Source organism: Pseudomonas schmalbachii, assembly GCF_017589465.1.
Classification (GTDB): Bacteria; Pseudomonadota; Gammaproteobacteria; order Pseudomonadales; family Pseudomonadaceae; genus Pseudomonas; species Pseudomonas schmalbachii.
In genome coordinates this window covers 379822-401083 of record NZ_JAELYA010000004.1, presented here as the reverse complement: position 1 = coordinate 401083, position 21262 = coordinate 379822, and the positions used below count along the sequence as shown (strand labels likewise).

At 64.7% G+C, this 21262-nt stretch carries 20 protein-coding genes; 7 read left to right on the top strand and 13 right to left on the bottom strand.

What is annotated here, in order from left to right:
• Positions 1-136 precede the first annotated feature (136 nt).
• On the top strand, positions 137-2146 hold the full coding sequence (rep, locus tag JFY56_RS13015; protein WP_208314170.1) for a DNA helicase Rep: 2010 nt from the start codon (positions 137-139) through the stop codon (positions 2144-2146).
• Between the two features lie 261 nt (positions 2147-2407).
• Positions 2408-2980, top strand: coding sequence for a xanthine phosphoribosyltransferase (locus JFY56_RS13010; protein ID WP_208314169.1), 573 nt, complete (start codon positions 2408-2410; stop codon positions 2978-2980).
• Between the two features lie 66 nt (positions 2981-3046).
• On the opposite strand, the gene JFY56_RS13005 is transcribed toward JFY56_RS13010, so the two are convergent.
• From JFY56_RS13005 to JFY56_RS12970, 8 genes are all read right to left on the bottom strand, one after another.
• Positions 3047-3472, bottom strand: coding sequence for a c-type cytochrome (locus JFY56_RS13005; protein ID WP_328824870.1), 426 nt, complete (start codon positions 3470-3472; stop codon positions 3047-3049).
• A 171-nt stretch (positions 3473-3643) separates the two neighbouring features.
• The gene (locus tag JFY56_RS13000) at positions 3644-4192 is read right to left on the bottom strand and encodes a cupin domain-containing protein (RefSeq protein ID WP_208314168.1); all 549 of its coding nucleotides are present in this window, start codon (positions 4190-4192) and stop codon (positions 3644-3646) included.
• A gap of 161 nt (positions 4193-4353) precedes the next feature.
• Positions 4354-5418, bottom strand: coding sequence for an alanine racemase (alr, locus tag JFY56_RS12995; protein ID WP_208314167.1), 1065 nt, complete (start codon positions 5416-5418; stop codon positions 4354-4356).
• A gap of 91 nt (positions 5419-5509) precedes the next feature.
• Positions 5510-5863, bottom strand: coding sequence for a RidA family protein (locus JFY56_RS12990; protein WP_208314166.1), 354 nt, complete (start codon positions 5861-5863; stop codon positions 5510-5512).
• Positions 5838-7133 (bottom strand): D-amino acid dehydrogenase, encoded by a 1296-nt coding sequence (gene dadA / locus JFY56_RS12985; protein ID WP_208314165.1) that lies wholly within the window; start codon positions 7131-7133, stop codon positions 5838-5840. The genes JFY56_RS12990 and dadA overlap by 26 nt, the downstream gene beginning before the upstream one ends.
• Before the next feature lie 365 nt (positions 7134-7498).
• Positions 7499-7843: a YdbL family protein gene (locus tag JFY56_RS12980; protein ID WP_208314164.1), complete on the bottom strand. Its 345-nt coding sequence runs from the start codon at positions 7841-7843 to the stop codon at positions 7499-7501.
• 10 nt (positions 7844-7853) lie between these two features.
• The gene (locus JFY56_RS12975) at positions 7854-8045 is read right to left on the bottom strand and encodes a YnbE family lipoprotein (RefSeq protein ID WP_208314163.1); all 192 of its coding nucleotides are present in this window, start codon (positions 8043-8045) and stop codon (positions 7854-7856) included.
• A 17-nt stretch (positions 8046-8062) separates the two neighbouring features.
• A complete protein-coding gene (locus tag JFY56_RS12970; protein WP_208314162.1) occupies positions 8063-10369 on the bottom strand; it encodes an intermembrane phospholipid transport protein YdbH family protein in 2307 nt (768 codons plus the stop codon).
• 153 nt (positions 10370-10522) lie between these two features.
• On the opposite strand from JFY56_RS12970, the gene dadR reads away from it, so the two are divergent.
• From dadR to JFY56_RS12955, 3 genes are all read left to right on the top strand, one after another.
• On the top strand, positions 10523-11011 hold the full coding sequence (gene dadR / locus JFY56_RS12965) for a transcriptional regulator DadR (protein ID WP_015479539.1): 489 nt from the start codon (positions 10523-10525) through the stop codon (positions 11009-11011).
• Positions 11012-11126: 115 nt separating this feature from the next.
• Positions 11127-12446, top strand: coding sequence for an NAD(P)/FAD-dependent oxidoreductase (locus JFY56_RS12960; protein ID WP_208314161.1), 1320 nt, complete (start codon positions 11127-11129; stop codon positions 12444-12446).
• 204 nt (positions 12447-12650) lie between these two features.
• Positions 12651-14204, top strand: a complete 1554-nt coding sequence (locus JFY56_RS12955; protein WP_208314160.1) for a phospholipase D family protein — start codon at positions 12651-12653, stop codon at positions 14202-14204.
• A gap of 85 nt (positions 14205-14289) precedes the next feature.
• Here JFY56_RS12955 and JFY56_RS12950 read toward each other — a convergent pair whose 3' ends face one another.
• The gene (locus JFY56_RS12950; RefSeq protein ID WP_208314159.1) at positions 14290-15438 is read right to left on the bottom strand and encodes an MFS transporter; all 1149 of its coding nucleotides are present in this window, start codon (positions 15436-15438) and stop codon (positions 14290-14292) included.
• A 278-nt stretch (positions 15439-15716) separates the two neighbouring features.
• Positions 15717-17210: an aldehyde dehydrogenase gene (locus tag JFY56_RS12945; protein WP_208314158.1), complete on the bottom strand. Its 1494-nt coding sequence runs from the start codon at positions 17208-17210 to the stop codon at positions 15717-15719.
• A 296-nt stretch (positions 17211-17506) separates the two neighbouring features.
• On the opposite strand from JFY56_RS12945, the gene JFY56_RS12940 reads away from it, so the two are divergent.
• Positions 17507-17869, top strand: a complete 363-nt coding sequence (locus JFY56_RS12940) for a cupin domain-containing protein (protein ID WP_208314157.1) — start codon at positions 17507-17509, stop codon at positions 17867-17869.
• Between the two features lie 157 nt (positions 17870-18026).
• Here the strand turns inward: JFY56_RS12940 and rpmG are convergent, their stop codons facing one another.
• Positions 18027-18182, bottom strand: coding sequence for a 50S ribosomal protein L33 (gene rpmG / locus JFY56_RS12935; protein WP_017520721.1), 156 nt, complete (start codon positions 18180-18182; stop codon positions 18027-18029).
• 11 nt (positions 18183-18193) lie between these two features.
• A complete protein-coding gene (rpmB, locus tag JFY56_RS12930; protein ID WP_009614118.1) occupies positions 18194-18430 on the bottom strand; it encodes a 50S ribosomal protein L28 in 237 nt (78 codons plus the stop codon).
• Positions 18431-18795: 365 nt separating this feature from the next.
• On the opposite strand from rpmB, the gene JFY56_RS12925 reads away from it, so the two are divergent.
• Positions 18796-20376: an ABC transporter substrate-binding protein gene (locus JFY56_RS12925; protein WP_208314156.1), complete on the top strand. Its 1581-nt coding sequence runs from the start codon at positions 18796-18798 to the stop codon at positions 20374-20376.
• A gap of 150 nt (positions 20377-20526) precedes the next feature.
• Here JFY56_RS12925 and radC read toward each other — a convergent pair whose 3' ends face one another.
• Positions 20527-21201 (bottom strand): RadC family protein, encoded by a 675-nt coding sequence (gene radC / locus JFY56_RS12920; RefSeq protein WP_208314155.1) that lies wholly within the window; start codon positions 21199-21201, stop codon positions 20527-20529.
• Positions 21202-21262: the final 61 nt, after the last annotated feature.

Below are 21262 nucleotides of genomic sequence, written 5' to 3'. Positions count from 1 at the left end.
ATACAACCAAAGAATTATCCGAAACAGGGAAATGTAATCCCATCACAGATCTCGGCTATTTCCCCAACGGCAGCACAGGCCCGGGAGCGGCCTGTTAGAATACGCGCCCGCTTCGTCACAGACTCCCCTTCCCGTCATGTCCCGACTCAATCCCCGGCAGCAAGAGGCCGTGAACTACGTCGGCGGCCCCCTGCTGGTGCTGGCCGGCGCCGGCTCCGGCAAGACTAGCGTGATCACCCGCAAGATCGCCTATCTGGTCCAGCAGTGCGGCATCCGCGCCCAGTACATCGTCGCCGTCACCTTCACCAACAAGGCCGCGCGCGAGATGAAGGAACGTGTCAGCACGCTGTTGCGGCCGGGCGAAGGCAAGGGCCTGACGGTCTCGACCTTCCACAACCTGGGCCTGAACATCATCCGCAAGGAACATGCGGCGCTCGGCTACAAGCCCGGTTTCTCGATCTTCGACGAGACCGACGTGAAGGCGCTGATGACCGACATCATGCAGAAGGAGTATTCCGGCGATGACGGCGTCGACGAGATCAAGAACCTGATCGGCGCCTGGAAGAACGACCTGATCCTGCCGGAAGAAGCCCTGGAAAAGGCGCGAAATCCCAAGGAACAGACTGCGGCGATGGTCTATCTGCACTACCAGCGCACGCTCAAGGCGTACAACGCGGTGGACTTCGACGACCTGATCCTGCAGCCGGTGAAACTGTTCCAGGAACACCCGGAAATCCTGGAAAAATGGCGCAATCGTGTGCGCTACATGCTGGTCGACGAATACCAGGACACCAACGCCAGCCAGTATCTGCTGGTGAAGCTGCTGGTGAAGGACCGCGCACAGTTCACCGTGGTGGGCGACGACGACCAGTCGATCTACGCCTGGCGCGGCGCGCGGCCGGAAAACCTGATGCAGCTGAAGGAAGACTTCCCGTCGCTGAAGGTGGTGATGCTGGAGCAGAACTACCGCTCCACCAGCCGCATCCTCAAGTGCGCCAACATCCTCATCGCCAACAACCCGCACGTGTTCGAGAAGCAGCTGTGGAGCGAGATGGGCGAAGGCGACCCGATCCGCGTGATCCGCTGCCGCAACGAGGAAGCCGAGGCCGAACGCGTGGCCATGGAAATCCTCACCATCCACCTGAAGACCCAGCGGCCCTACAGCGAATTCGCCATCCTCTATCGCGGCAACTACCAGGCCAAGCTGATCGAACTGAAGCTGCAGCACCACCAGATTCCCTATCGGCTGTCCGGCGGCACCAGCTTCTTCGGCCGCCAGGAAGTGAAGGACCTGATGTCCTACTTCCGCCTGCTGGTGAACACCGACGACGACAACGCCTTCCTGCGGGTGATCAACGTGCCGCGTCGGGAAATCGGCTCGACCACGCTGGAAAAGCTCGGCAACTACGCCACCGAGCGCAAGTGCTCGATGTACGACGCCATCGACGAGATGGGCCTCTCCGAACACCTGGACAGCCGCTACGTCGAACGCCTGCAGCGCTTCAAGCGCTTCATCGACAAGGTCCGCGAGCAATGCTCCGGCAACGACCCGATCGGCGCGCTGCGCAGCATGGTGATGGACATCGACTACGAGAACTGGCTGCGGCAGAACGCTTCCAGCGACAAGGTCGCCGACTTCCGCATGGGCAACGTGTGGTTCCTCATCGACGCGCTGAAGAACACCCTCGAACGCGACGAGGAAGGCGACATGACCATCGAGCAGGCCATCGCCAAGCTGGTGCTGCGCGACATGCTGGAGCGCCAGCAGGAAGAGGAAGAAGGCGCCGAGGGCGTGCAGATGATGACCCTGCATGCCTCCAAGGGCCTGGAGTTCCCCTACGTGTTCATCCTCGGCGTGGAGGAGGAAATCCTCCCGCACCGCTCCAGCATCGAGGCCGACACCATCGAGGAAGAGCGCCGCCTGGCCTACGTCGGCATCACCCGGGCGAAGCGGAACCTGGCGATGACCTTCGCCGCCAAGCGCAAGCAGTACGGCGAGATTATCGACTGCTCGCCGAGCCGCTTCCTCGACGAGCTGCCGCCGGAAGACCTGGTCTGGGAAGGCCAGGAAGATGCACCGCAAGAAGTGAAAGCCGCCAAGGGCAATGCCGCGCTGGCGGATATCCGCGCGCTGCTGAAGCGCTGACCGATATGTAGGTTGGCGCTGAGCTTGCGAAGCCCAACGTCCGGTGGTGTTGGGCTTCACTGCGTTCAGCGCCAACCTACGGTGCCACCGGCCACGCGATGGTGGAAATGCTTCGCGATTTCCACCCTACGGGATCAGCGCCATGCTTTCTGTCCGGCCGATCAATTTTTCCTTCGTCGGCCCGTCGCGCAGAATCCTGCTGGCGAGTTAGAATTACGGGCTTTCATCAGCGGCAGCAGCTCCCGCCAGGAAGCACCAAAATTGGACACTCTCAAAGACAAAATCCGCAGCGAAGGCATCGTTCTCTCCGAACAGGTGCTGAAGGTCGACGCCTTCCTCAACCACCAGATCGACCCGCTGCTGATGAAGCAGATCGGCCACGAGTTCGCCGAGCGCTTCAAGAATCAGGGCATCACCAAGATCGTCACCATCGAAGCCTCGGGCATCGCCCCGGCGGTGATGGCCGGCCTGGAGCTGGGCATTCCGGTGATCTTCGCCCGCAAGTTCCAGTCGCTGACCCTGAAGAGCGACCTGCTGATCTCCAAGGTGTTCTCCTTCACCAAGCAGACCGAGAGCACCATCGCCATCTCCGCCAAGCACCTGACCAGCGCCGACCACGTGCTGGTGGTGGATGACTTCCTCGCCAACGGCCACGCCGCCAAGGCGCTGATCGACCTGATCACCCAGGCCGGCGCGAGCATCGCCGGGATCGGCATCGTCATCGAGAAGTCCTTCCAGGAAGGCCGCGCCCTGCTGGAAAGCGAAGGCTACCGGGTCGAGTCGCTGGCCCGGGTGAAGTCGCTGGCCGACGGCAAGGTCACGTTCCTCGACTGAACCGGCCCAACGCGCAGACACGAAAAAGCCGCCCTCGGGCGGCTTTTTCACAGCATGCTCGGCGTATTACAGGCCGGACATGTGCTGGATCGCGGCTTTCAGCTCGTCGTCCGAGCAGTCGGCGCAGGTGCCTTTCGGCGGCATCGCGTTGATACCGGAAATGGCCTTGGCCAGCAGACCGTCGAGACCGCCCTGCTCTTTCGCACGATGGCCCCATTCGGCCTTGTCACCAACCTTCGGCGCGCCCAGCAGGCCGGTGCCGTGGCAGGTGGTGCAGACCTTGCCGACAATCTCTTCGCCGGAACGCGGGGCACCGCCAGCAGCCGAAGCCACAGCGCCGACACCCTCGCATTCCTGACCTTGTACACATACCTTGCCGACCGGCTCGAGACGCTTGGCAATCGCATCATCGGTGGTCGTGGCCTGAGCGCTTACAGCCCACAGGGCCAGCACGGCGGCTTGAGCCACCAGCATTTTTTTAATCAGGTTCACCCTTTAACCCTCATCGTGGCTTATCACACCCGGGCGCAGTGGTCACAGTTCCAGGCCGCGCGGGCGGGCGCAAGTATAACGGCAAAGGCTGATTGCCTGAAACAATTGCACATTCCTGCCGGGTCTTGCGGCATTAGGTCGCAGTCTGGTCTTGCCGGTCCTACCGGCTGTTCAAAAATTTGCCGGCGTGGTGGCGCTGATCAGACGGGCCGGTGTATCGAAGGGATTGCGGAAACGGTGCGGCTTGTTGCTTTCGAAGTAGTAGCTGTCGCCACTTTCCAGCACGTAGGTATCGCTGCCCACGGTCAGTTCGAGGCGGCCTTCGACCAGCACGCCGGCTTCCTCGCCTTCGTGGTTGAGCATCTCGTCGCCGGTGTCGGAACCGGGCGGATAGGTTTCGTCGAGGAAGGCGATGGCACGGCTCGGATGGGCTTTGCCGACCAGGCGCATGGTCACCGCGCCACTGGAGATGTCGATCAGTTCGTCTGCCTTGTACACCACCTGGGTGTTGTTTTCCTGCTCGATGTCCATGGAAAAGAATTCCACCAGGGACATGGGAATACCGCCCAGCACCTTCTTCAGCGAACTGATCGAGGGGCTCACGCTGTTCTTCTCGATCATCGAGATCGTGCTGTTGGTAACACCCGCTCGTTTGGCGAGTTCACGCTGGGATAGACCTTTGAGCTTGCGGATGGCTTGCAGACGAGCACCAACGTCCAAGGGCGGAACCCTCCTTATTCTTGTTCACCGGCTCTATGACGGCGGAACCCGCCAACGGCTGATGCCGCGCGGGTTCCGAGTGTGGTCCGTATCATGGCAACACTGTTCAGTATTTACAACAGATCGCCAGAAAAGCCCGTGCAAACTTTTGTAGCGGCCCGTCAGTAGACGCGCGGAACCCGCTTCAAGTTGCAGAACAGCTGATAAGGAATGCTGCCGCAGAGGGCCGCCAACTGGCTGGCCGGGACGTTCGCCCCCCACAGCTCGACGCGGCTGCCGAGGCCGGCGGCGGGCAGGTCGGTGAGATCGACGGTGAGCATGTCCATGGACACGCGGCCGATGATCCGGCCCGGCTTGCCGTCGATGAATACCGGCGTGCCGTCCGGAGCGTGACGCGGGTAGCCGTCGGCATATCCCATGGCGACCACGCCGACGCGCACCGGGCGTCCGGCGACGAAGCGCGCGCCGTAGCCGACCGGCTCGCCAGCCGGCAGTTCGCGTACGCTGATGATCTTCGACTGCAGGGTCATCACCGGACGCAACTGGTCGGCCAGCGGATGCGCCTGTTCGAACGGGGTGGCGCCGTAGAGCATGATGCCCGGACGTACCCAGTCGCTCGGCACGTTCGGCCAGCCGAGGATGCCGGGGGAGTTGCGCAGGCTGACTTCGTTGCCCAGCCCGGCGCGCACGGACTCGAACGCCGCCACCTGTTCCGCGGTACGCGCGCAGTCCAGCTCGTCGGCGCGGGCGAAGTGGCTCATCAGCACCACCTTGGTCACGTGCGGGCAGGCCTGCAGGCGTTCGTAGGCGGCGCGGTATTCCTGCGGGAAGAAGCCGACACGGTGCATGCCGGAGTCCATCTTCAGCCAGACGGTCAGCGGATTGCGCGGGCGCGCCCGTTCGACGGCGTCCAGTTGCCAGGCGGAATGCACGACGCACCAGAGGTCCTGGGCATCGATCAGTTCCAGCTCGCGCTCTTCGAAGAAGCCTTCCAGCAGCAGGATCGGCGCGCGGATGCCGGCCTCGCGCAGCTCCAGCGCCTCCTCGATGCAGGCGACGGCGAAACCGTCGGCTTCCGCTTCCAGCGCCTGGGCGCAACGCACGGCGCCGTGACCGTAGGCATCCGCCTTGACCACCGCCAAAGCGCGGGCGCCGCTGACTTCGCGGGCCAGGCGATAGTTGTGGCGCAGGGCATCGAGATCGATCAGGGCACGGGCGGGACGCATGGCGAGGACTCTCTGGTTATGGTGTGAAACGCTCCCGGAGGATACTCCGGGCAAAAAAAGCCCGGCATCAAAGCCGGGCAATCGGTGAATCTCAGGGCAGCGCGGCGACCACTGACATCTCCACCAGGATCTCCGGCTCGCAGAGCTTGGCTTCGACGGTGGCGCGGGCCGGGGCGACGCCCTGCGGCAGCCACTGGTCCCAGACGCTGTTCATGCCCGCGAAGTGGGCATCGATGTCTTTCAGGTAGATGGTCACCGACAGGATGCGCGACGTGTCGGTGCCTGCTTCCTCCAGCAGACGCTCGATATGGGCGAGCGTCTCGCGGGTCTGCTGCTCGACGCCGGCGGACATGTCGTCACCCACCTGGCCCGCGAGATAGACGGTGCCGTTGTGGATGACGATCTGGCTCATGCGCTTTTCAGTGTGCAGGCGCTGGATGGGCATTCGGTTTCTCCGAGGTAGGGCTGTAGCGGGAAATATCCAGGCCTTCGGTGCTGATCTGCGGGCGCTTCTTCGCCATCAGGTCGGCGAGGTAGCGGCCGGAACCGCAGGCCATGGTCCAGCCAAGGGTACCGTGTCCGGTGTTGAGGAACAGGTTGCGATAGCGGGTGGCGCCGACGATCGGGGTGCCGTCCGGGGTCGCCGGGCGCAGGCCGGTCCAGAACACCGCCTGGCTGACATCGCCGCCTTCCGGATAGAGGTCGGTGGTGATCATTTCCAGGGTGGCGCGGCGACGCGGGTTCAGTGACAGGTCGAAGCCGGCGATTTCCGCCATGCCGCCGACGCGGATGCGCTGGTCGAAGCGGGTGATCGCGACCTTGTAGGTCTCGTCGAGAATGGTCGAGGTCGGCGCCATGTCAGCGTTGGTGATCGGCACGGTCAGCGAGTAGCCCTTCAGCGGGTAGACCGGGGCGTTGATGCCCAGCGGCTTGAGCATCTGCGGGGCGTAGCTGCCGAGCGCCAGCACGTAGTGGTCGGCAGTGAGCAGTTCACCATTGACCCAGACGCCGTTGATGCGGTCGCCGGCGAAGTCGAGGCGCTCGATGTTCTGGCCGAAGCGGAATTCCACGCCCAGGCCCTTGGCCATTTCGGCCACGCGGGTGGTGAACATCTGGCAGTCGCCGGTCTGGTCGTTCGGCAGGCGCAGGGCGCCGACCAGCTTGTCGGCCACCTTGGCCAGCGCCGGCTCGACGCGGGCGATGCCGGCGCGGTCGAGGACTTCATAGGGCACGCCGGAGCTTTCCAGCACGGAAATGTCCTTGGCGGCGCTGTCGAGCTGCTCCTGGGTGCGGAACAGCTGGGTGGTGCCGAGGGTACGGCCTTCGTAGGCGATGCCGGTTTCGGCGCGCAGTTCGTCGAGGCAGTCGCGGCTGTACTCGGACAGGCGGACCATGCGCTCCTTGTTGATCGCATAGCGCTCGGCGGTGCAGTTGCGCAGCATCTGCAGCATCCAGGCGTACTGGCTGGGATCGCTGGTGAGCTTGATGGCCAGCGGCGCGTGCTTCTGCAGCAGCCACTTCATGGCCTTCAGCGGGATGCCCGGTGCGGCCCAGGGCGAGGCGTAGCCCGGGGAGACCTGGCCGGCGTTGGCGAAGCTGGTTTCCAGGGCCGGACCGTCCTGACGGTCGACCACCACCACCTCGAAGCCTGCACGGGCAAGATAGTAAGCACTGGTAGTGCCGATCACACCGCTACCAAGGACCAGAACGCGCATCAGTTCGCCTCCCACGTCGCGTGAGTTACGCAGACGTTCTTATTCTGAAGTTAGATGCGCGCAGTATAAGAATCACCTGTCAGGGATAGTCACTGTTTAACAGCGATGATTTGCGGATAATTCTCGGCAAAACGGCCTTTCATGGAGACACATCCACCAGAATAACCAGGATGTCGCAGGTTTTGGCTTGTTTAAGTAGGTGAAAAATCAAGAGCAATATCAGTGATATTTACCGACTTGACCTGGAATTTTAGTTTAATAAATCGATAAAACAGGAATACGCAAGAAAATAGCCAAAACCGCCGTGCCACCGGTCAACCCGGCAGCACGGCGCTGCCGGCAGGGAATATCCCTGCCAAACCACCCTACTTGCGCGCCCACTTGCCGCCGACCTGGATGTACTGGCCGGACGGCGTGCGCTCGATGGCCTTCTTGCCCGCCAGCGCTTCCACATCGCTTAGTTTGGCGCCGTTCTGGCTGGCCACCTTCTGGTACTCGGCGCGGCGTGCGGCGTTGATCTGCGCGGCGATGTCGGCGGCCTGGACGCTGTTGCTGACCACGCCGAGATAGCCGTCGGCCTGTTCGCCCACCAGGCCCTGCGCCTTGGCGCCACCGAGGGCGGACATGGCCTGCTCCAGGCTCATCGCCCACAGCGGCAGGCTGATGGAAAGAGCGGCGATGGCCAGGATGAATTTACTGCGCAATCTCATGTGGGGCTCCTTAGAACAGGCCGCTGTTCTCGTTGATGATTCCGTCGAGGGCCTTGTCGACCTTGATGTAGATCTCGTGCTCGATCTTCACGTTGAGGTTGATGTTGATCGGCTCGCTGGGCGCGGCCAGCTGCACGGTTGGCGTGCAGGCCTGGCTGAGTCCGGCCAGCAGCAGAATGGGAAAAACTTTGCGCAAGCGCATTCGGCATCTCCTGAAGCTCATGGCGTGGCCGGCTTGTCCTGGCGCAGGCGCTCCTGCACGCGCCGGCGAATCGTCTCGCTGACCCGGTCGCTCAACTGCAGGCTGGTCAGCAAGGCCGGCAGGTTCTCTTCCAGATTGACATTGAGATTCACCGGCCGTCCCTGCTCGACCGCCGGATTGCGTCCGCGCAGGGTGAGAGCCAGCACCAGTCGGCCGGCCTCATCATAGTCCACCCGGCTGGACAGATGGTCGTAGCGGAAATCGTCCAGCATTGAGGCCACCAGTTGCATCCCCGGATTGCTGCGGCCGAGGGCGCGGATCTTTTCCGAGCGGAACTGCAGCACGCCCGGCTCCCGCGCCGCGATAGTCCCCCCGCTGATGCGCACGCCGCCGCGGTCGACACGCATCGGCAGCTCGCCATCCAGCACGCCGGTGCCGCTCAGCCCTTCCGCCGGATAGGCACGCAATATTTCCTCCAGCCGCACACCGTCCAGATGCAGGGTCATGTCCTGCTCCGCCTTCGCCAGCTCGACCCCGGCCGGCGCCAGCCAGACGCGGCCGCCGAACAGCATCAATTGCGCCTGCTGCCAGTCCAGCCGCCCACCCAGCGGCGCGGCGCGCGTTGCCTGGTAACGGCCACGGAACTGCAGCGGGCCGAGCTGCACGCCGGGATTGAGCTGGCGCACTTCGAGCTTCGGCAGATCGGCGCTGAGCTGGTCGCCGCGCAGGCGCAGATCGGCCTGTCCGTCCAGGCCCTGGAACTCGCTGCGATCGTGAATACCTTCGAGCCCACGCGCCTCCAGCCCGAGCACCAGCTCCTGCGGCGCGTTCCCGGCAGGCAGTCGCCAGTCGGCGGTAGCCTTCAACCGTCCATTGTTGAGGCTGAGCAGCGCCGGCCAGTCGCGCAGGGTCTTCGCCAGCGGGTTGCCGGCGCGGAAGAAGATTTCCTGGAAACGCGCCGCGAGACGCAGGTCGCCCCGGTCCTTGCGATTCATGTCGATATCCGCGGCCAGGCCGCCGGTATTTTCCAGCCGGCCCTGCAGGCGCTGCTCCTGCCCGGTCGCGGCCAGTTTCCCGGTGAAGCTCCAGCCCAGCGGCTGCAGATTCGCCTGGCGCAGGCTGCCTGCCTGCAGGCGCAGCGGACTGTCCAGTGAGAAGGAAACCGGCTGCCCGACCGCGTAGCCGATGTTCAGCCGCGCCGTGGACAGGTCGCCACGCAACTGGCGAAGCTCGGTCTTGTCCGGCATGACCAGCATATCCAGGCGCAGTTGGGCGGCCTCGGCGAACTGCAGGTGCGCAGCCTCCCGGCCAAGGCTGCCCATCAGCCGCAAATCGATGCTGGCGCCGCTCGCCCGCAGCTCCGCCCATGCCAGGCGCGCCGCCTGCGCCTGCAAACGCGCGTCGCGCAGCTCCACCGACCAGGGTTCGAGGCCGAGCACGCCCAGTTCGCCGGCGAAGCTGCCACTCGCCGGGCCACTGGCGCGCAGGTCGAAGCGCACCGGCGGCAATGTGGAAGGCGCCTGCTCGCCCTCCGGCAACCACAGGCGCAGGCTGAGCTGCTGCGGACGCAGGTCGGCCGGCACCGCCTGCAACCAGCCGCCCTGCAATTCCCCGAGCTGCAGATCGGCATCCAGGGTTCGCGGCCGCCAACCGTCCGCCACGCCATCCGCCGCCAGGCGCAGATCGCCCTGCAGCCGGCCATAGCCGGGCAGCACCAGCGGTTCGGCCAGACGCGCCGTCGCCGCGACCTGAACACCGGCCGCGCCGCTGCTCAGGCTGCCCTGCAGCAGCAGGCGCTGGTCGGCCTTCTGCAATTGCGCGCCCAGGGTGGCGACGCCCGCCTCGCGACTGCCATGCACGGCGCCGTCCAGCACGCAGCGGTCGCTGGCACAGGGCAGGTCGAGGCTCAGGTCCCGGATATCCAGAATGTCGGGCAGCAGCACCAGCCATTCCGCCAATTGCCGTGGCGGCGGCAGGCCGAAGGCCGGTTCGCTGGTCGCTGCGGCGGAGGCTGCCGGTTGCCAGTCCAGCGCCAGGCTCTCGCTGCGCAACTGGCGCAATCGCCAGACTCCCTCGGCATGGCTGGGCCAGCCCAGCCGGAGTCCTTCGCCGCGCAGTTGCAGGCGATTCCCGGCGGAATCCTCCCGCAGCAGATGCAGGTGTCCGAGGCCGATGCCGTCGGTGGAAATCCCCGGCCCGCCCCAGTCCAGGACACGAATGCCCTGGCTGGCAAGCAACTGCCGCGCGGCCAGCACGCTGCCGATAACGGCCAGCGAGAGGACAAGCACTACCAGCAGCAGCGCGCGGGTACGACGTGAAAGCATGGGCGACTGGGCTCCCGGCGGAATGACGCCGCGTTGTGGGACAGGCTGGCCGGCTGCGGCCGGAAGATCAAGCGCCAGTGAAATTCACTGGGTAACTGACTATATTTGCCAATAATTCCGGCCTACCGCCATCACAGCCAGAGCATCCGCCCCATGAGAACCCAGCATCAAAGCCGCCGCGAACTGGACAAGATCGACCGCAACATCCTGCGGATCCTCCAGGAAGAAGGACGCATCTCCTTCACCGAACTGGGCGAGCGGGTCGGCCTCTCCACCACGCCCTGCACCGAGCGCGTGCGGCGCCTGGAGCGCGAGGGGATCATCATGGGCTACAACGCCCGGCTCAATCCGCAGTACCTCAAGGCCAGCCTGCTGGTGTTCGTCGAGATCAGCCTGGACTACAAGTCCGGCGACACCTTCGAAGACTTCCGCCGCTCGGTGCTCAAGCTGCCCCACGTGCTGGAATGCCACCTGGTGTCGGGCCACTTCGACTACCTGGTGAAGGCGCGCATCTCGGAAATGGCCTCCTACCGCAAGCTGCTCGGCGACATCCTGCTCAAGCTGCCGCACGTCCGCGAGTCGAAAAGCTACATCGTCATGGAAGAGGTGAAGGAAAGCCTGACGCTGCCAATTCCTGACTGATCCCGGCTTTTTTCACAAATCCTGATGGTTTTTTCCCACGTCCCTATTGGCGATGTGGGAAATCGGTGTTTATGCTCTGTCAAATTTTACAAACACAATAATCAGGATTTCGCACATGAACGCCCGCGTTCACCAGCCGGTGCACACCGACCAGCACGCCCCCTCCTATTACGCCGCGACCGTCAACCGACGCATCGAATTCCCGCCCCTGAGCGGCGAGGTGCGTGCGGACGTGTGCATCGTCGGCGGCGGCTTCTCCGGGCTGAACACGGCGATCGAACTGGCGGAACGCGGCCTGTCGGTGGTGCTGCTGGAGGCCCACCGCATCGGCTGGGGCGCCAGCGGGCGCAACGGCGGGCAACTGATCCGCGGAGTCGGCCATGGCGTCGAACAGTTCGAACCGGTGATCGGCACGGACGGTGTGCGCCAGCTCAAGCTGATGGGGCTGGAAGCGGTGGAAATCGTCCGCCGCCGGGTCGAGCATTACGGCATCGACTGCGACCTGACCTGGGGCTACTGCGACCTGGCGAACAAGACATCGGACGTCGAGGGCTTCCGCGAGGACTACGAGGAGCTGAAGAGCCTCGGCTATCGCCATGAACTGCGCATGATCCCGAAGGAAGAAATGCGCAGCATAGTCGGCGCCGACTGCTACGTCGGTGGCATGGTGGACATGGGCTCCGGCCACCTGCATCCGCTCAACCTGGCCCTCGGCGAGGCGGCCGTGGCGCAGAACCTGGGCGCGCGCCTGTACGAAAATTCCGCAGTCACCACCATCGACTACGGCCGCGAAGTGCATGTACGCACCGCCGGCGGCAGCGTCCGCGCCAGCACCCTGGTGATCGGCTGCAATGCCTATCAGAACGGTCTGAACCGCTATCTCGACGGTAAGGTGCTGCCCGCCGGCAGCTATGTGATCGCCACCGAACCGCTGTCCGAAAGCCAGGCCCGCGAGCTGCTGCCGCAGAACATGGCGGTCTGCGACCAGCGCGTGGCGCTCGACTACTACCGCCTTTCCGCCGACCGCCGTCTGCTGTTCGGCGGCGCCTGCCACTATTCCGGGCGCGATCCGGCGGACATCGCCGCCTACATGCGGCCGAAGATGCTCAGGGTGTTCCCGCACCTGGAGAATGTGCGCATCGACTACCAGTGGGGCGGCATGATCGGCATCGGCGCCAACCGCCTGCCGCAGATCGGCCGGCTGCCCGACCAGCCCAACGTGTACTTCGCCCAGGCCTATTCCGGCCACGGGGTGAACGCCACGCACCTGGCCGGCAAGCTGCTCGCCGAAGCCATCGCCGGCCAGCACAGCAACGGCTTCGAGCTGTTCGCCAAGGTCCCGCACATCACCTTCCCCGGCGGCAAGCTGCTGCGTTCGCCGCTGCTGGCGCTGGGCATGGCCTGGTATCGCTTCAAGGAAACGCTGGGGGGCTAGTGGCCTGTTTGGTTGATTCAGTTAGTCAATTTCGGCCCCTGTGGCCCTCATGCTGCGTTAGCGCTCCTCCCCATAGCCCTGCTATGACTCGTCGCGCTGCCTTGCCTGAGAACCACAGGAATCCGAACTTGAGTTAACCAATCAACCGCACAGGCCACTAGACTTCGGGGAGCCGCCCCCGGCGGATCTTGCCGGAGAACCCCCTTGCTCCCACGCCTCCTGCTGCTGGCGTCACTCCTTCTCCTCGGCGGTTGCGCCAGCGCGCCGCCGCCCGTCACACACGCATTGCCGGCGCATGGCACCGACCTTGGCGTCGCGGTGGAAAAACGCGCCCAGGCGCATCCGGAGCAATCCGGCTTCCGCCTGCTGGCCGCCAGCTTCGATGCCTTCCGCGCCCGCGTCGAACTGGTGCGCAAGGCCCAGCGCAGCCTGGATATCCAGTACTACATCGTGCACGACGGCCTCACCACCCGCGCACTGATCCACGAGATGCTGCGCGCCGCGGACCGTGGCGTACGCGTGCGCGTGCTGCTCGACGACATCGGCAGCGACGGCCGCGACTACGAACTGGGCGCGCTGGTAGCGCACCCAAACATCCAGGTGCGCCTGTTCAACCCGCAGCATCTCGGCCGCAGCACCGGCTTCACGCGCAATCTCGGCCGCCTGTTCGACCTGCCCCGGCAGCACCGGCGCATGCACAACAAGCTGTGGCTGGCGGACAACAGCCTGGCCATCGTCGGCGGACGCAACCTGGGCGACGAATACTTCAACGCCAAGGCCGAGATGAACTTCAGCGACCTCGACCTGCTTGGCGCCGGGCCGGTCGCCCGGCAACTGGGGGAAAGCTTCGACCAGTACTGGAACAGCGCCATCAGCCGGCCGGTCGAGGACTACCTCTGGCGCAAACCCGATCCGCGCAAGCTGGCGCACTTCCGGCGGAACCTGGAGGCCTGGCTCGCCCGGGAAAAGGTCGAGCAGTCGGAGTTCATCGCCCGCCTGGCCAAGGAGCACGACCAGCCGCATCTGGAGCACTGGCTGGACACACTGATCTGGGCCCGCGCCGAAGCGGTCTGGGATGCACCGCTGAAGGTGCTGGACAAGGGCGACCCGCAGCCGGAGCAGCAGTTGAGCACCCGGCTGGTGCCGCTGTTCAAGGCGGTCTCCAGCGAGCTGGTCCTGGTCTCCGCCTATTTCGTGCCGACCGACAGCGGCCTCGACTACCTGACCCGGCGCGCCAGCCAGGGCGTCAGCGTGCGCCTGCTGACCAACTCGCTGGAGGCCATCGACGTACCCGCCGTGCACGCCGGCTACGCACCCTACCGGATGGCCCTGCTGGAACACGGCGTGAAGCTCTACGAACTGCGCGCCGAGCCGGACCGCGGCATGGCCGGCGCGCCCTGGCGGGTGAGCGGTTCGAGCAGCGCCAGCCTGCACAGCAAGGCCATCGTCTTCGACCGGCGCCACGTATTCATCGGCTCGTTCAACTTCGACCCGCGCTCGGCGCTGTGGAACACCGAAGTCGGCATCATTGTCGACAGCCCGGAACTCGCCGAGCGCACCCGCCGTCTCGCCTTCGCCGGGATGTCGCGCAGCGTCAGCTATGAAGTGCGCATCGACCGCAGCGGCAGCCGGCCCAGGCTGGTCTGGGTCGCCGAGCGTGATGGCCGGCCACTGGTGCTGCACCATGAGCCGGGCAGCCTGTGGCGCCGGCTGAACGCCTGGCTCGCCGGCGTCATCGGGCTGGAAAAGATGCTGTGACCCGTAGGTTGGCGCTGAGCTCGCGAAGCCCAACGGTGCCATGCCGGGCAGATGTTGGGCTTCGCTGCGCTCAGCGCCAACCTACTCAGGAGGCCGTTTCGGCCTCGACTGCCGGCAACCCATGCCGCCAGACCAGCACCACGAAGCCGAATGCTCCCAGCGCCATCATCAGCGGCAGGGCGTGGCCGGTCAGCCACTGGCTCGCCGCGCCGATCGCCAGCGGGCCGACCAGGCAGCCGATGCCCCAGAGTTGCGCGACATGCGCATTGGCGCGCACCAGGGCGTCGTCGCGATAGCGTTCGCCGATCAGGATCAGCGCCAGGGTGAACAGGCCGCCGGCACTGGCGCCGAACAGCACCAGCAGCGGCCAGATCAGCGGACTGTGCAGCACCAGCGGAATGCCCAGGCTGCTCAGCAACAGCGCCACCCCGCAGGCCTTGAACAGCGTCTGCCGCGACATGCGGTCAGCCAGCCAGCCGATCGGCAACTGCAACGCCGCATCGCCGACCACCACGGTGCTGACCATCGCCAGCGAGACGGCCTGGCTGAAGCCCTGGCGTATGCCATAGATCGGCAGCAGGGTGAGAATAATCGCCTCGAAGCCGGCGAACAGTACCACCGCCAAGGCGATTGGCGGCAGGTTCAGGCAGAAGCGGCCGAGTCCGCGCCCCGAAGCGCTGTGCGGATCGACCCGCGGCGCCCCGCCACGCCCGATCAGGAGCAACGAGCCGCCGATCAGCAGGGCGACACCCAGCCAGAATCCGGCATCGTTACCGGTACCGATGAGGCCCAGCACCACCGGTCCGGCCAACTGGCTCAGCGCATAACCGGTGCCGTACAGCGCCACCAGCCGGCCACGCCACTTTTCCAGCGCCAGCTGGTTGATCCAGCTTTCGCCGAGAATGAATACCACGGTCAGCTGCACACCGATCAGCAGGCGCAGCAGCAGCCACACCGGATAACTCTGCAGCAGCGCCAGCAGGCCCACGGAGAAGGCGCCGGAGAGCAGGCACAGGCGCATCAATGTCGGCGTCCCGAGGCGTGCGGCAAGACGGCCGGCGATCACCGCGCCGAGCAGGACGCCCACCGCCGGCGTCGCCGCCATCACGCCGATGGCGAAGTTGCCGTAGCCCCAGCCTTCCAGGCGCAGCGACACCAGCGGCATGGTCAGGCCGAGGGCCAGGCCGATGCTGATGACCGACAGGCTTACCGCGAAATAGGCGCCCCAACGCATTGTCGTTCTCCCGTTCCATCCGGAGCGCACGGCGGGCTCGTCACGAATCCGCTGCGCAATGCAAAGCGGCCGGGCCCCGAAGGGAACCGGCCGCGGATTTGTCTCTTGCTGGAGCCGGCCAGATCGATGAGATCAGGACCGACCTTGTCTACGGAGGGAGCGAGCTAGAGCCAGACAAGGCGAAATCGGACGAAGACGCGGAGTTTACGACTGTAAATGAGCAGTCTGAGTCCGATTTCAACGCAGTATGGCCGACGCGCAGCCCCTCCGAGCAGGGCTTAGAGCTTGATCCAGGTGGCCTTGAGCTCGGTGTACTTGTCGAACGCGTGCAGCGACTTGTCGCGGCCGTTGCCGGACTGCTTGAAGCCGCCGAACGGCGCGGTCATGTCGCCACCGTCATACTGGTTGATCCACACGCTGCCGGCGCGCAGGGCCTTGCCGACCAGATGGGCCCGGGACAGGTTGCTGGTCCACACCGCCGCGGCCAGGCCGTACGGGGTGTCGTTGGCGATGCGCACGGCTTCCTCGGCGTCGGCGAATTCGATCACCGACAGCACCGGGCCGAAGATTTCCTCGCGGGCAATCTTCATCGCATTGGTCACGCCGTCGAAGATGGTCGGTTCTACATAGGTGCCGCCGGTCTCTTCCAGGGTGCGCTTGCCACCGGCGACCAGCTTGGCGCCATCGGCATGGCCGGACGCGATGTAGGACAGCACGTTGTTCATCTGCTGGGTGTCCACCAGCGCGCCGACGTTGGTTTCCGGGTCCAGCGGGTTGCCCGGTTTCCAGCCCTTCAGCGCCTCGATCACCATCGGCAGGAACTGATCCTTGATCGATTTCTCCACCAGCAGGCGCGAGCCGGCGGTGCAGACTTCGCCCTGGTTGAAGGCGATGGCGCTGGCGGCGGCCTCGGCGGCGGCCTTCAGGTCAGGCGCGTCGGCGAACACGATGTTCGGGCTCTTGCCGCCGGCTTCCAGCCAGATGCGCTTCATGTTCGATTCGCCGGCATAGACCATCAGCTGCTTGGCGATCTTGGTCGAACCGGTGAACACCAGGCAGTCGACGTCCATGTGCAGGGCCAGCGCCTTGCCCACGGTATGGCCGAAGCCCGGCAGCACGTTGAACACGCCGGCCGGGATACCGGCTTCGAGGGCCAGTTGGGCGACGCGGATGCCCGTCAGCGGCGACTTCTCGGACGGCTTGAGGATCACCGAGTTGCCGGTAGCCAGCGCCGGGCCGAGCTTCCAGCAGGACATCAGCAGCGGGAAGTTCCACGGCACGATGGCGGCGACCACGCCGATGGCTTCGCGGGTGACCAGGCCGATCTCGTCGTGCGGGGTGGCGGCAACCTCGTCGTAGATCTTGTCGATCGCTTCGCCGCTCCAGCGAATGGAGTTGGCGGCGCTGGCGACGTCGACGTGCAGCGCGTCGCTGATCGGCTTGCCCATGTCCAGGGTTTCCAGCAGGGCCAGCTCTTCGGCGTGTTCCAGCAGCAGTTCGGAGAAACGGATCATGACCTTCTTGCGCTTGACCGGCGCCAGGCGCGACCACGCACCGGATTCGAAGGTGGCGCGGGCAACCTGCACGGCGCGCTCGGCATCGGCGCTGTCGCAACTGGCGACCTTGGCCAGGAAGCGGCCATCGACCGGGCTGATGCAATCGAAAGTCTGGCCGGAAGCGGCGTCAACGTATTCACCGTTGACGAAGGCGCGGCCTTCGACTTTCAGGTTCTGGGCGCGTGCTTCCCAGTCGGCGCGGGTGAGGGTACTCATGACCACTTTTCCTCTTATTAATTGCTGATCGGTGTCGTGGCGCCCGAAAGCTCGGCGAGCGCCCGTCAAAAATTCCGCAGGGCGGCAGCTTGACGCATGCTGCCCGCCACCCTAAACCGGAGGCAGGCAATTTTCAATATTTTTTACAGAATAGGGCAAAACCGCCTTGTCACGTTCGTTTTATTAAACATAGACTCCGCCGAAACGGACCCAGCCTGCTCTATTGAAGCAAATGGGACGACCCTGACCGTGCCCTGCACGCGACTCGCCAACAAGCCACAACAAACGAGAGCGCCATGAAGATTGATCAGATCGTCGATTTCGCCCAGGCAACCACCGCCGCCGAGCACTACCGCCCCGCACCGGAAAAGATCCTCAAGGGCGACCCGCAGCAGAGCGTGCGCAACCACTACGGCAGCCCCTGCGGTCAGTTCAACGCCGGCATCTGGGAAGGCGAGCCGGGACAGTGGACGATCAACTACACCGAGCACGAATACTGCGAGATCCTGCAGGGCGTGTCGGTGATCCGCGACCAGGACGGCAACGCCCGCACCGTACGCGCCGGCGACCGCTTCGTCATCCCGGCCGGCCTGAAAGGCACCTGGGAAGTGCTGGAAAGCTGCCGCAAGGTCTATGTGATGTTCGAGCAGAAGGCCTGAAGACACTCCCTTGGCCATGTAGGTTGGCGCTGAGCGCAGCGAAGCCCAACGGTGCCATGGCTCGGCAGATGTTGGGCTTCACTTCGTTCAGCGCCAACCTACCTCGGAAATGAAAAAACCCGCCGATTGGCGGGTTTTTTCGCAAGGGCCGGATCAATTACTTGATCTTGGCTTCCTTGTAGATCACGTGCTTGCGAACAACCGGATCGTATTTCTTGATCTCGATTTTCTCAGGCTTGGTACGCTTGTTCTTGTCGGTGGTGTAGAAGTGGCCGGTACCGGCGCTGGACACCAGACGAATCAATTCACGCATGATTCAGCTCCTTAGAATTTTTCGCCGCGGGCGCGCAGGTCGTTCAGAACGGCCTCGATACCACGCTTGTCGATGATACGCATGCCTTTAGCGGAAACACGCAGACGCACGAAACGCTTCTCGGATTCTACCCAGAAACGGTGATGCTGCAGGTTCGGCAGGAAACGGCGACGGGTTTTGTTGTGTGCGTGGGAAATGTTATTCCCGGTAACCGGACCCTTACCGGTCACTTGGCAAACTCTCGACATGGCTCAGCCCTCTATAAACCACATGCCAAACCCGGCATGGGTTGGCTGCTTAAACTCGTTGGATTCTCAGTTTCACCAGGGTCTTACCCGCTGCGCCGCCAGATGAACTCAGGCAAGAAGAACAGGGCCCCAGAAAAGAGCGCAGCTTTATATCAGAAACTCTCGCCGCGTCGCAAGGCCGCGACCGGTTTACCCACAGCCGACCCCGATGCTACGGGCCCCGCCGCGCGTGCCGTTCGTCGAATTTCACGATTGTCCGCGACAGGCGCATGGTCTAGGGTAAGGCGCTCAAGGTGGCCCATCCGCCTTGCATGACCGCGCCCGCTCCACGGACGGGCATTATCCCCCTCGCAATGGAGTCCGTCATGCGTTTCGCCCTTCTCGCCCTGCTGCTCGCCCCTCCCCTGGCCAGCGCCGCCACCACCCTGAGCGTGTGCACCGAGGCCAGCCCCGAAGGCTTCGACGTGGTGCAGTACAACTCGCTGACCACCACCAACGCTTCCGCCGATGTGCTGATGAACCGCCTGGTCGAATTCGACGCCGCGCGCGGCGAGGTGGTGCCCGGACTGGCGCAGAGCTGGACGATCTCCGCGGACGGCCTGACCTACGACTTCCAGTTGCGCGAGGGCGTGAAATTCCACCGCACCGACTACTTCAGCCCCGGCCGCGCGCTGGATGCCGACGACGTGCTGTTCAGCTTCCAGCGCATGCTCGACCCGGCCCACCCATGGCACAAGGTCGCCAAGAGCGGCTTCCCGCACGCGCAGTCGATGCAGTTGCCGGCGCTGGTCAGGGCGGTGGAGAAGGTCGACGCGCACCACGTCCGCTTCAGCCTGAATCACCCCGACGCCACCTTCCTGCCGATGCTGAGCATGGGCTTCGCTTCTATTTATTCCGCCGAGTACGCCGCGCAACTGATGAAGGCCGGCACGCCGGAGAAGCTCAACGCCCAGCCGGTCGGCAGCGGCCCGTTCGTGTTCCGCCGCTTCCAGAAGGACGCGGTGGTGCGCTATGCGGCCAATCCGGACTATTTCGGCGGCAAACCGGCCGTGGACAACCTGGTGTTCGCCATCACCCCGGACGCCGGCGTGCGCCTGCAGAAGGTTCGCAACGGCGAATGCCAGATCGCCCTGTCGCCGAAGCCGCTGGACGTGGAAAGCGCTCGCGGCGACGCCAAGCTGAAGATCGAACAGACCCCGGCGTTCATGACCGCCTTCGTCGGCATCAACAGCGAACACGCACCGCTGGACAAGCCGCAGGTACGCCAGGCGATCAACCTCGCCTTCGACAAGCGCAGCTACCTGCAGGCGGTGTTCGGCGGCAGCGCCATCGCCGCCGAAGGCGTCTATCCGCCGAACACCTGGAGCTACGCCAGGGACATCCCCGGCTATCCGCAGGACATCGCCAAGGCGAAGGCCCTGCTGGCCGAGGCCGGACTCAAGGACGGCTTCAAGACCACCATCTGGACCCGCCCGTCCGGCAGCCTGCTCAACCCCAACCCCAGCCAGGGCGCGCAGATGCTGCAGGCCGACCTGGCGAAGATCGGCATCCAGGCGCAGATCCAGGTGATCGAATGGGGCGAGCTGATCCGCCGCGCCAAGGCCGGCGAGCATGACCTGCTGTTCATGGGCTGGGCCGGCGACAATGGCGATCCGGACAACTTCCTCACCCCGCAATTCGCCTGCGCCAGCGTGAAATCCGGGCTGAACTTCGCGCGCTATTGCGACGCGAAACTGGACGGCCTGATCAGCCAGGCCAAGGGAGTCGCCGACCAGGGCAAACGCAGCGAGCTGTATCACCAGGCCCAGCAGATCATCCACGACCAGGCGCTGTGGCTGCCGCTGGCGCATCCGACCGCCTTCGCCCTGACGCGCAAGGAAGTCAGCGGCTATGCGGTCAATCCGTTCGGCCGGCAGGATTTTGCCAAGGTCAGCCTGCAACGCTGACGCAAGGGAATGGTGGATGGAAGAGCGCCATCCACCCTACGCCCCGTATGGACCTGTAGGAGCCAGCTTGCTGGCGATCATCCTTCCCGGCTGGCCTCACCGTCGCCGGTTGGCTCCGGGATCGCCAGCAAGCTGGCTCCTACAAAAAACTCACATCCAGCCGTGCTCGGCCATCGACAGCGGCTCGCCGTCGCCGACGATGAAATGGTCGAGCACGCGCACATCCACCAGCGCCAGCGCATCCTTCAACCGCTGGGTGAGCAGGCGATCCGCCTGACTCGGCTCGGCGACGCCGGACGGGTGATTATGGGTAAGGATCAGCGCCGCCGCGTTGTGTGCCAGGGCGCGCTTGACCACCTGGCGGGGGTAGACGCTGGCGCCGTCGATGGAGCCGTGGAACAGCACTTCGAAGGCCAGCACCCGATGCCGGCTGTCGAGGAACAGGCAGGCGAACACCTCGTGCGGCTCGTGGCGCAGGCGCGCCTTCAGGTAGTCGCGCACTGCCTGCGGGCTTTCCAGCGCGGAGTCCTTGCGCAGCTGTTCGGCCAGGTGACGCCGGGCCATTTCCAGCACCGCCTGCAGCTGGGCGAACTTGGCGGGACCGAGGCCAAGATGGCGGCTGAAGGCGGCAAGATCGGCCTCCAGCAGCGCACGCAGGCTGCCGAACTCCTGCAACAGCCGTCGCGCCAGTTCCACCGCGCTGCACCCAGCCACGCCGGTGCGCAGGAATATCGCCAGCAACTCGGCATCGCTCAAACTTGCCGCTCCGCGTTCGAGCAGCTTCTCCCGCGGACGCTCCGCCGCCGGCCAGTCACGAATGCTCACAAGACCTCCCAGTCGAGCCGGCCCGCTGTTCCCGTGCGGGCGCTGTGATATCTTAGCCCTC

What these genes read in the sequence shown, in the direction of transcription:
- rep (WP_208314170.1), top strand. Translation starts at nt 137, where the DNA reads ATGTCCCGACTCAATCCCCGGCAGCAAGAGGCCGTGAACTACGTCGGC.
- alr (WP_208314167.1), bottom strand. Translation starts at nt 5,418, where the DNA reads ATGCGTCCCGCCCGTGCCCTGATCGATCTCGATGCCCTGCGCCACAAC.
- JFY56_RS12990 (WP_208314166.1), bottom strand. Translation starts at nt 5,863, where the DNA reads ATGCCCATCCAGCGCCTGCACACTGAAAAGCGCATGAGCCAGATCGTC.
- dadA (WP_208314165.1), bottom strand. Translation starts at nt 7,133, where the DNA reads ATGCGCGTTCTGGTCCTTGGTAGCGGTGTGATCGGCACTACCAGTGCT.
- JFY56_RS12980 (WP_208314164.1), bottom strand. Translation starts at nt 7,843, where the DNA reads ATGAGATTGCGCAGTAAATTCATCCTGGCCATCGCCGCTCTTTCCATC.
- JFY56_RS12975 (WP_208314163.1), bottom strand. Translation starts at nt 8,045, where the DNA reads ATGCGCTTGCGCAAAGTTTTTCCCATTCTGCTGCTGGCCGGACTCAGC.
- JFY56_RS12970 (WP_208314162.1), bottom strand. Translation starts at nt 10,369, where the DNA reads ATGCTTTCACGTCGTACCCGCGCGCTGCTGCTGGTAGTGCTTGTCCTC.
- dadR (WP_015479539.1), top strand. Translation starts at nt 10,523, where the DNA reads ATGAGAACCCAGCATCAAAGCCGCCGCGAACTGGACAAGATCGACCGC.
- JFY56_RS12960 (WP_208314161.1), top strand. Translation starts at nt 11,127, where the DNA reads ATGAACGCCCGCGTTCACCAGCCGGTGCACACCGACCAGCACGCCCCC.
- JFY56_RS12950 (WP_208314159.1), bottom strand. Translation starts at nt 15,438, where the DNA reads ATGCGTTGGGGCGCCTATTTCGCGGTAAGCCTGTCGGTCATCAGCATC.
- JFY56_RS12945 (WP_208314158.1), bottom strand. Translation starts at nt 17,210, where the DNA reads ATGAGTACCCTCACCCGCGCCGACTGGGAAGCACGCGCCCAGAACCTG.
- JFY56_RS12940 (WP_208314157.1), top strand. Translation starts at nt 17,507, where the DNA reads ATGAAGATTGATCAGATCGTCGATTTCGCCCAGGCAACCACCGCCGCC.
- rpmG (WP_017520721.1), bottom strand. Translation starts at nt 18,182, where the DNA reads ATGCGTGAATTGATTCGTCTGGTGTCCAGCGCCGGTACCGGCCACTTC.
- rpmB (WP_009614118.1), bottom strand. Translation starts at nt 18,430, where the DNA reads ATGTCGAGAGTTTGCCAAGTGACCGGTAAGGGTCCGGTTACCGGGAAT.
- JFY56_RS12925 (WP_208314156.1), top strand. Translation starts at nt 18,796, where the DNA reads ATGCGTTTCGCCCTTCTCGCCCTGCTGCTCGCCCCTCCCCTGGCCAGC.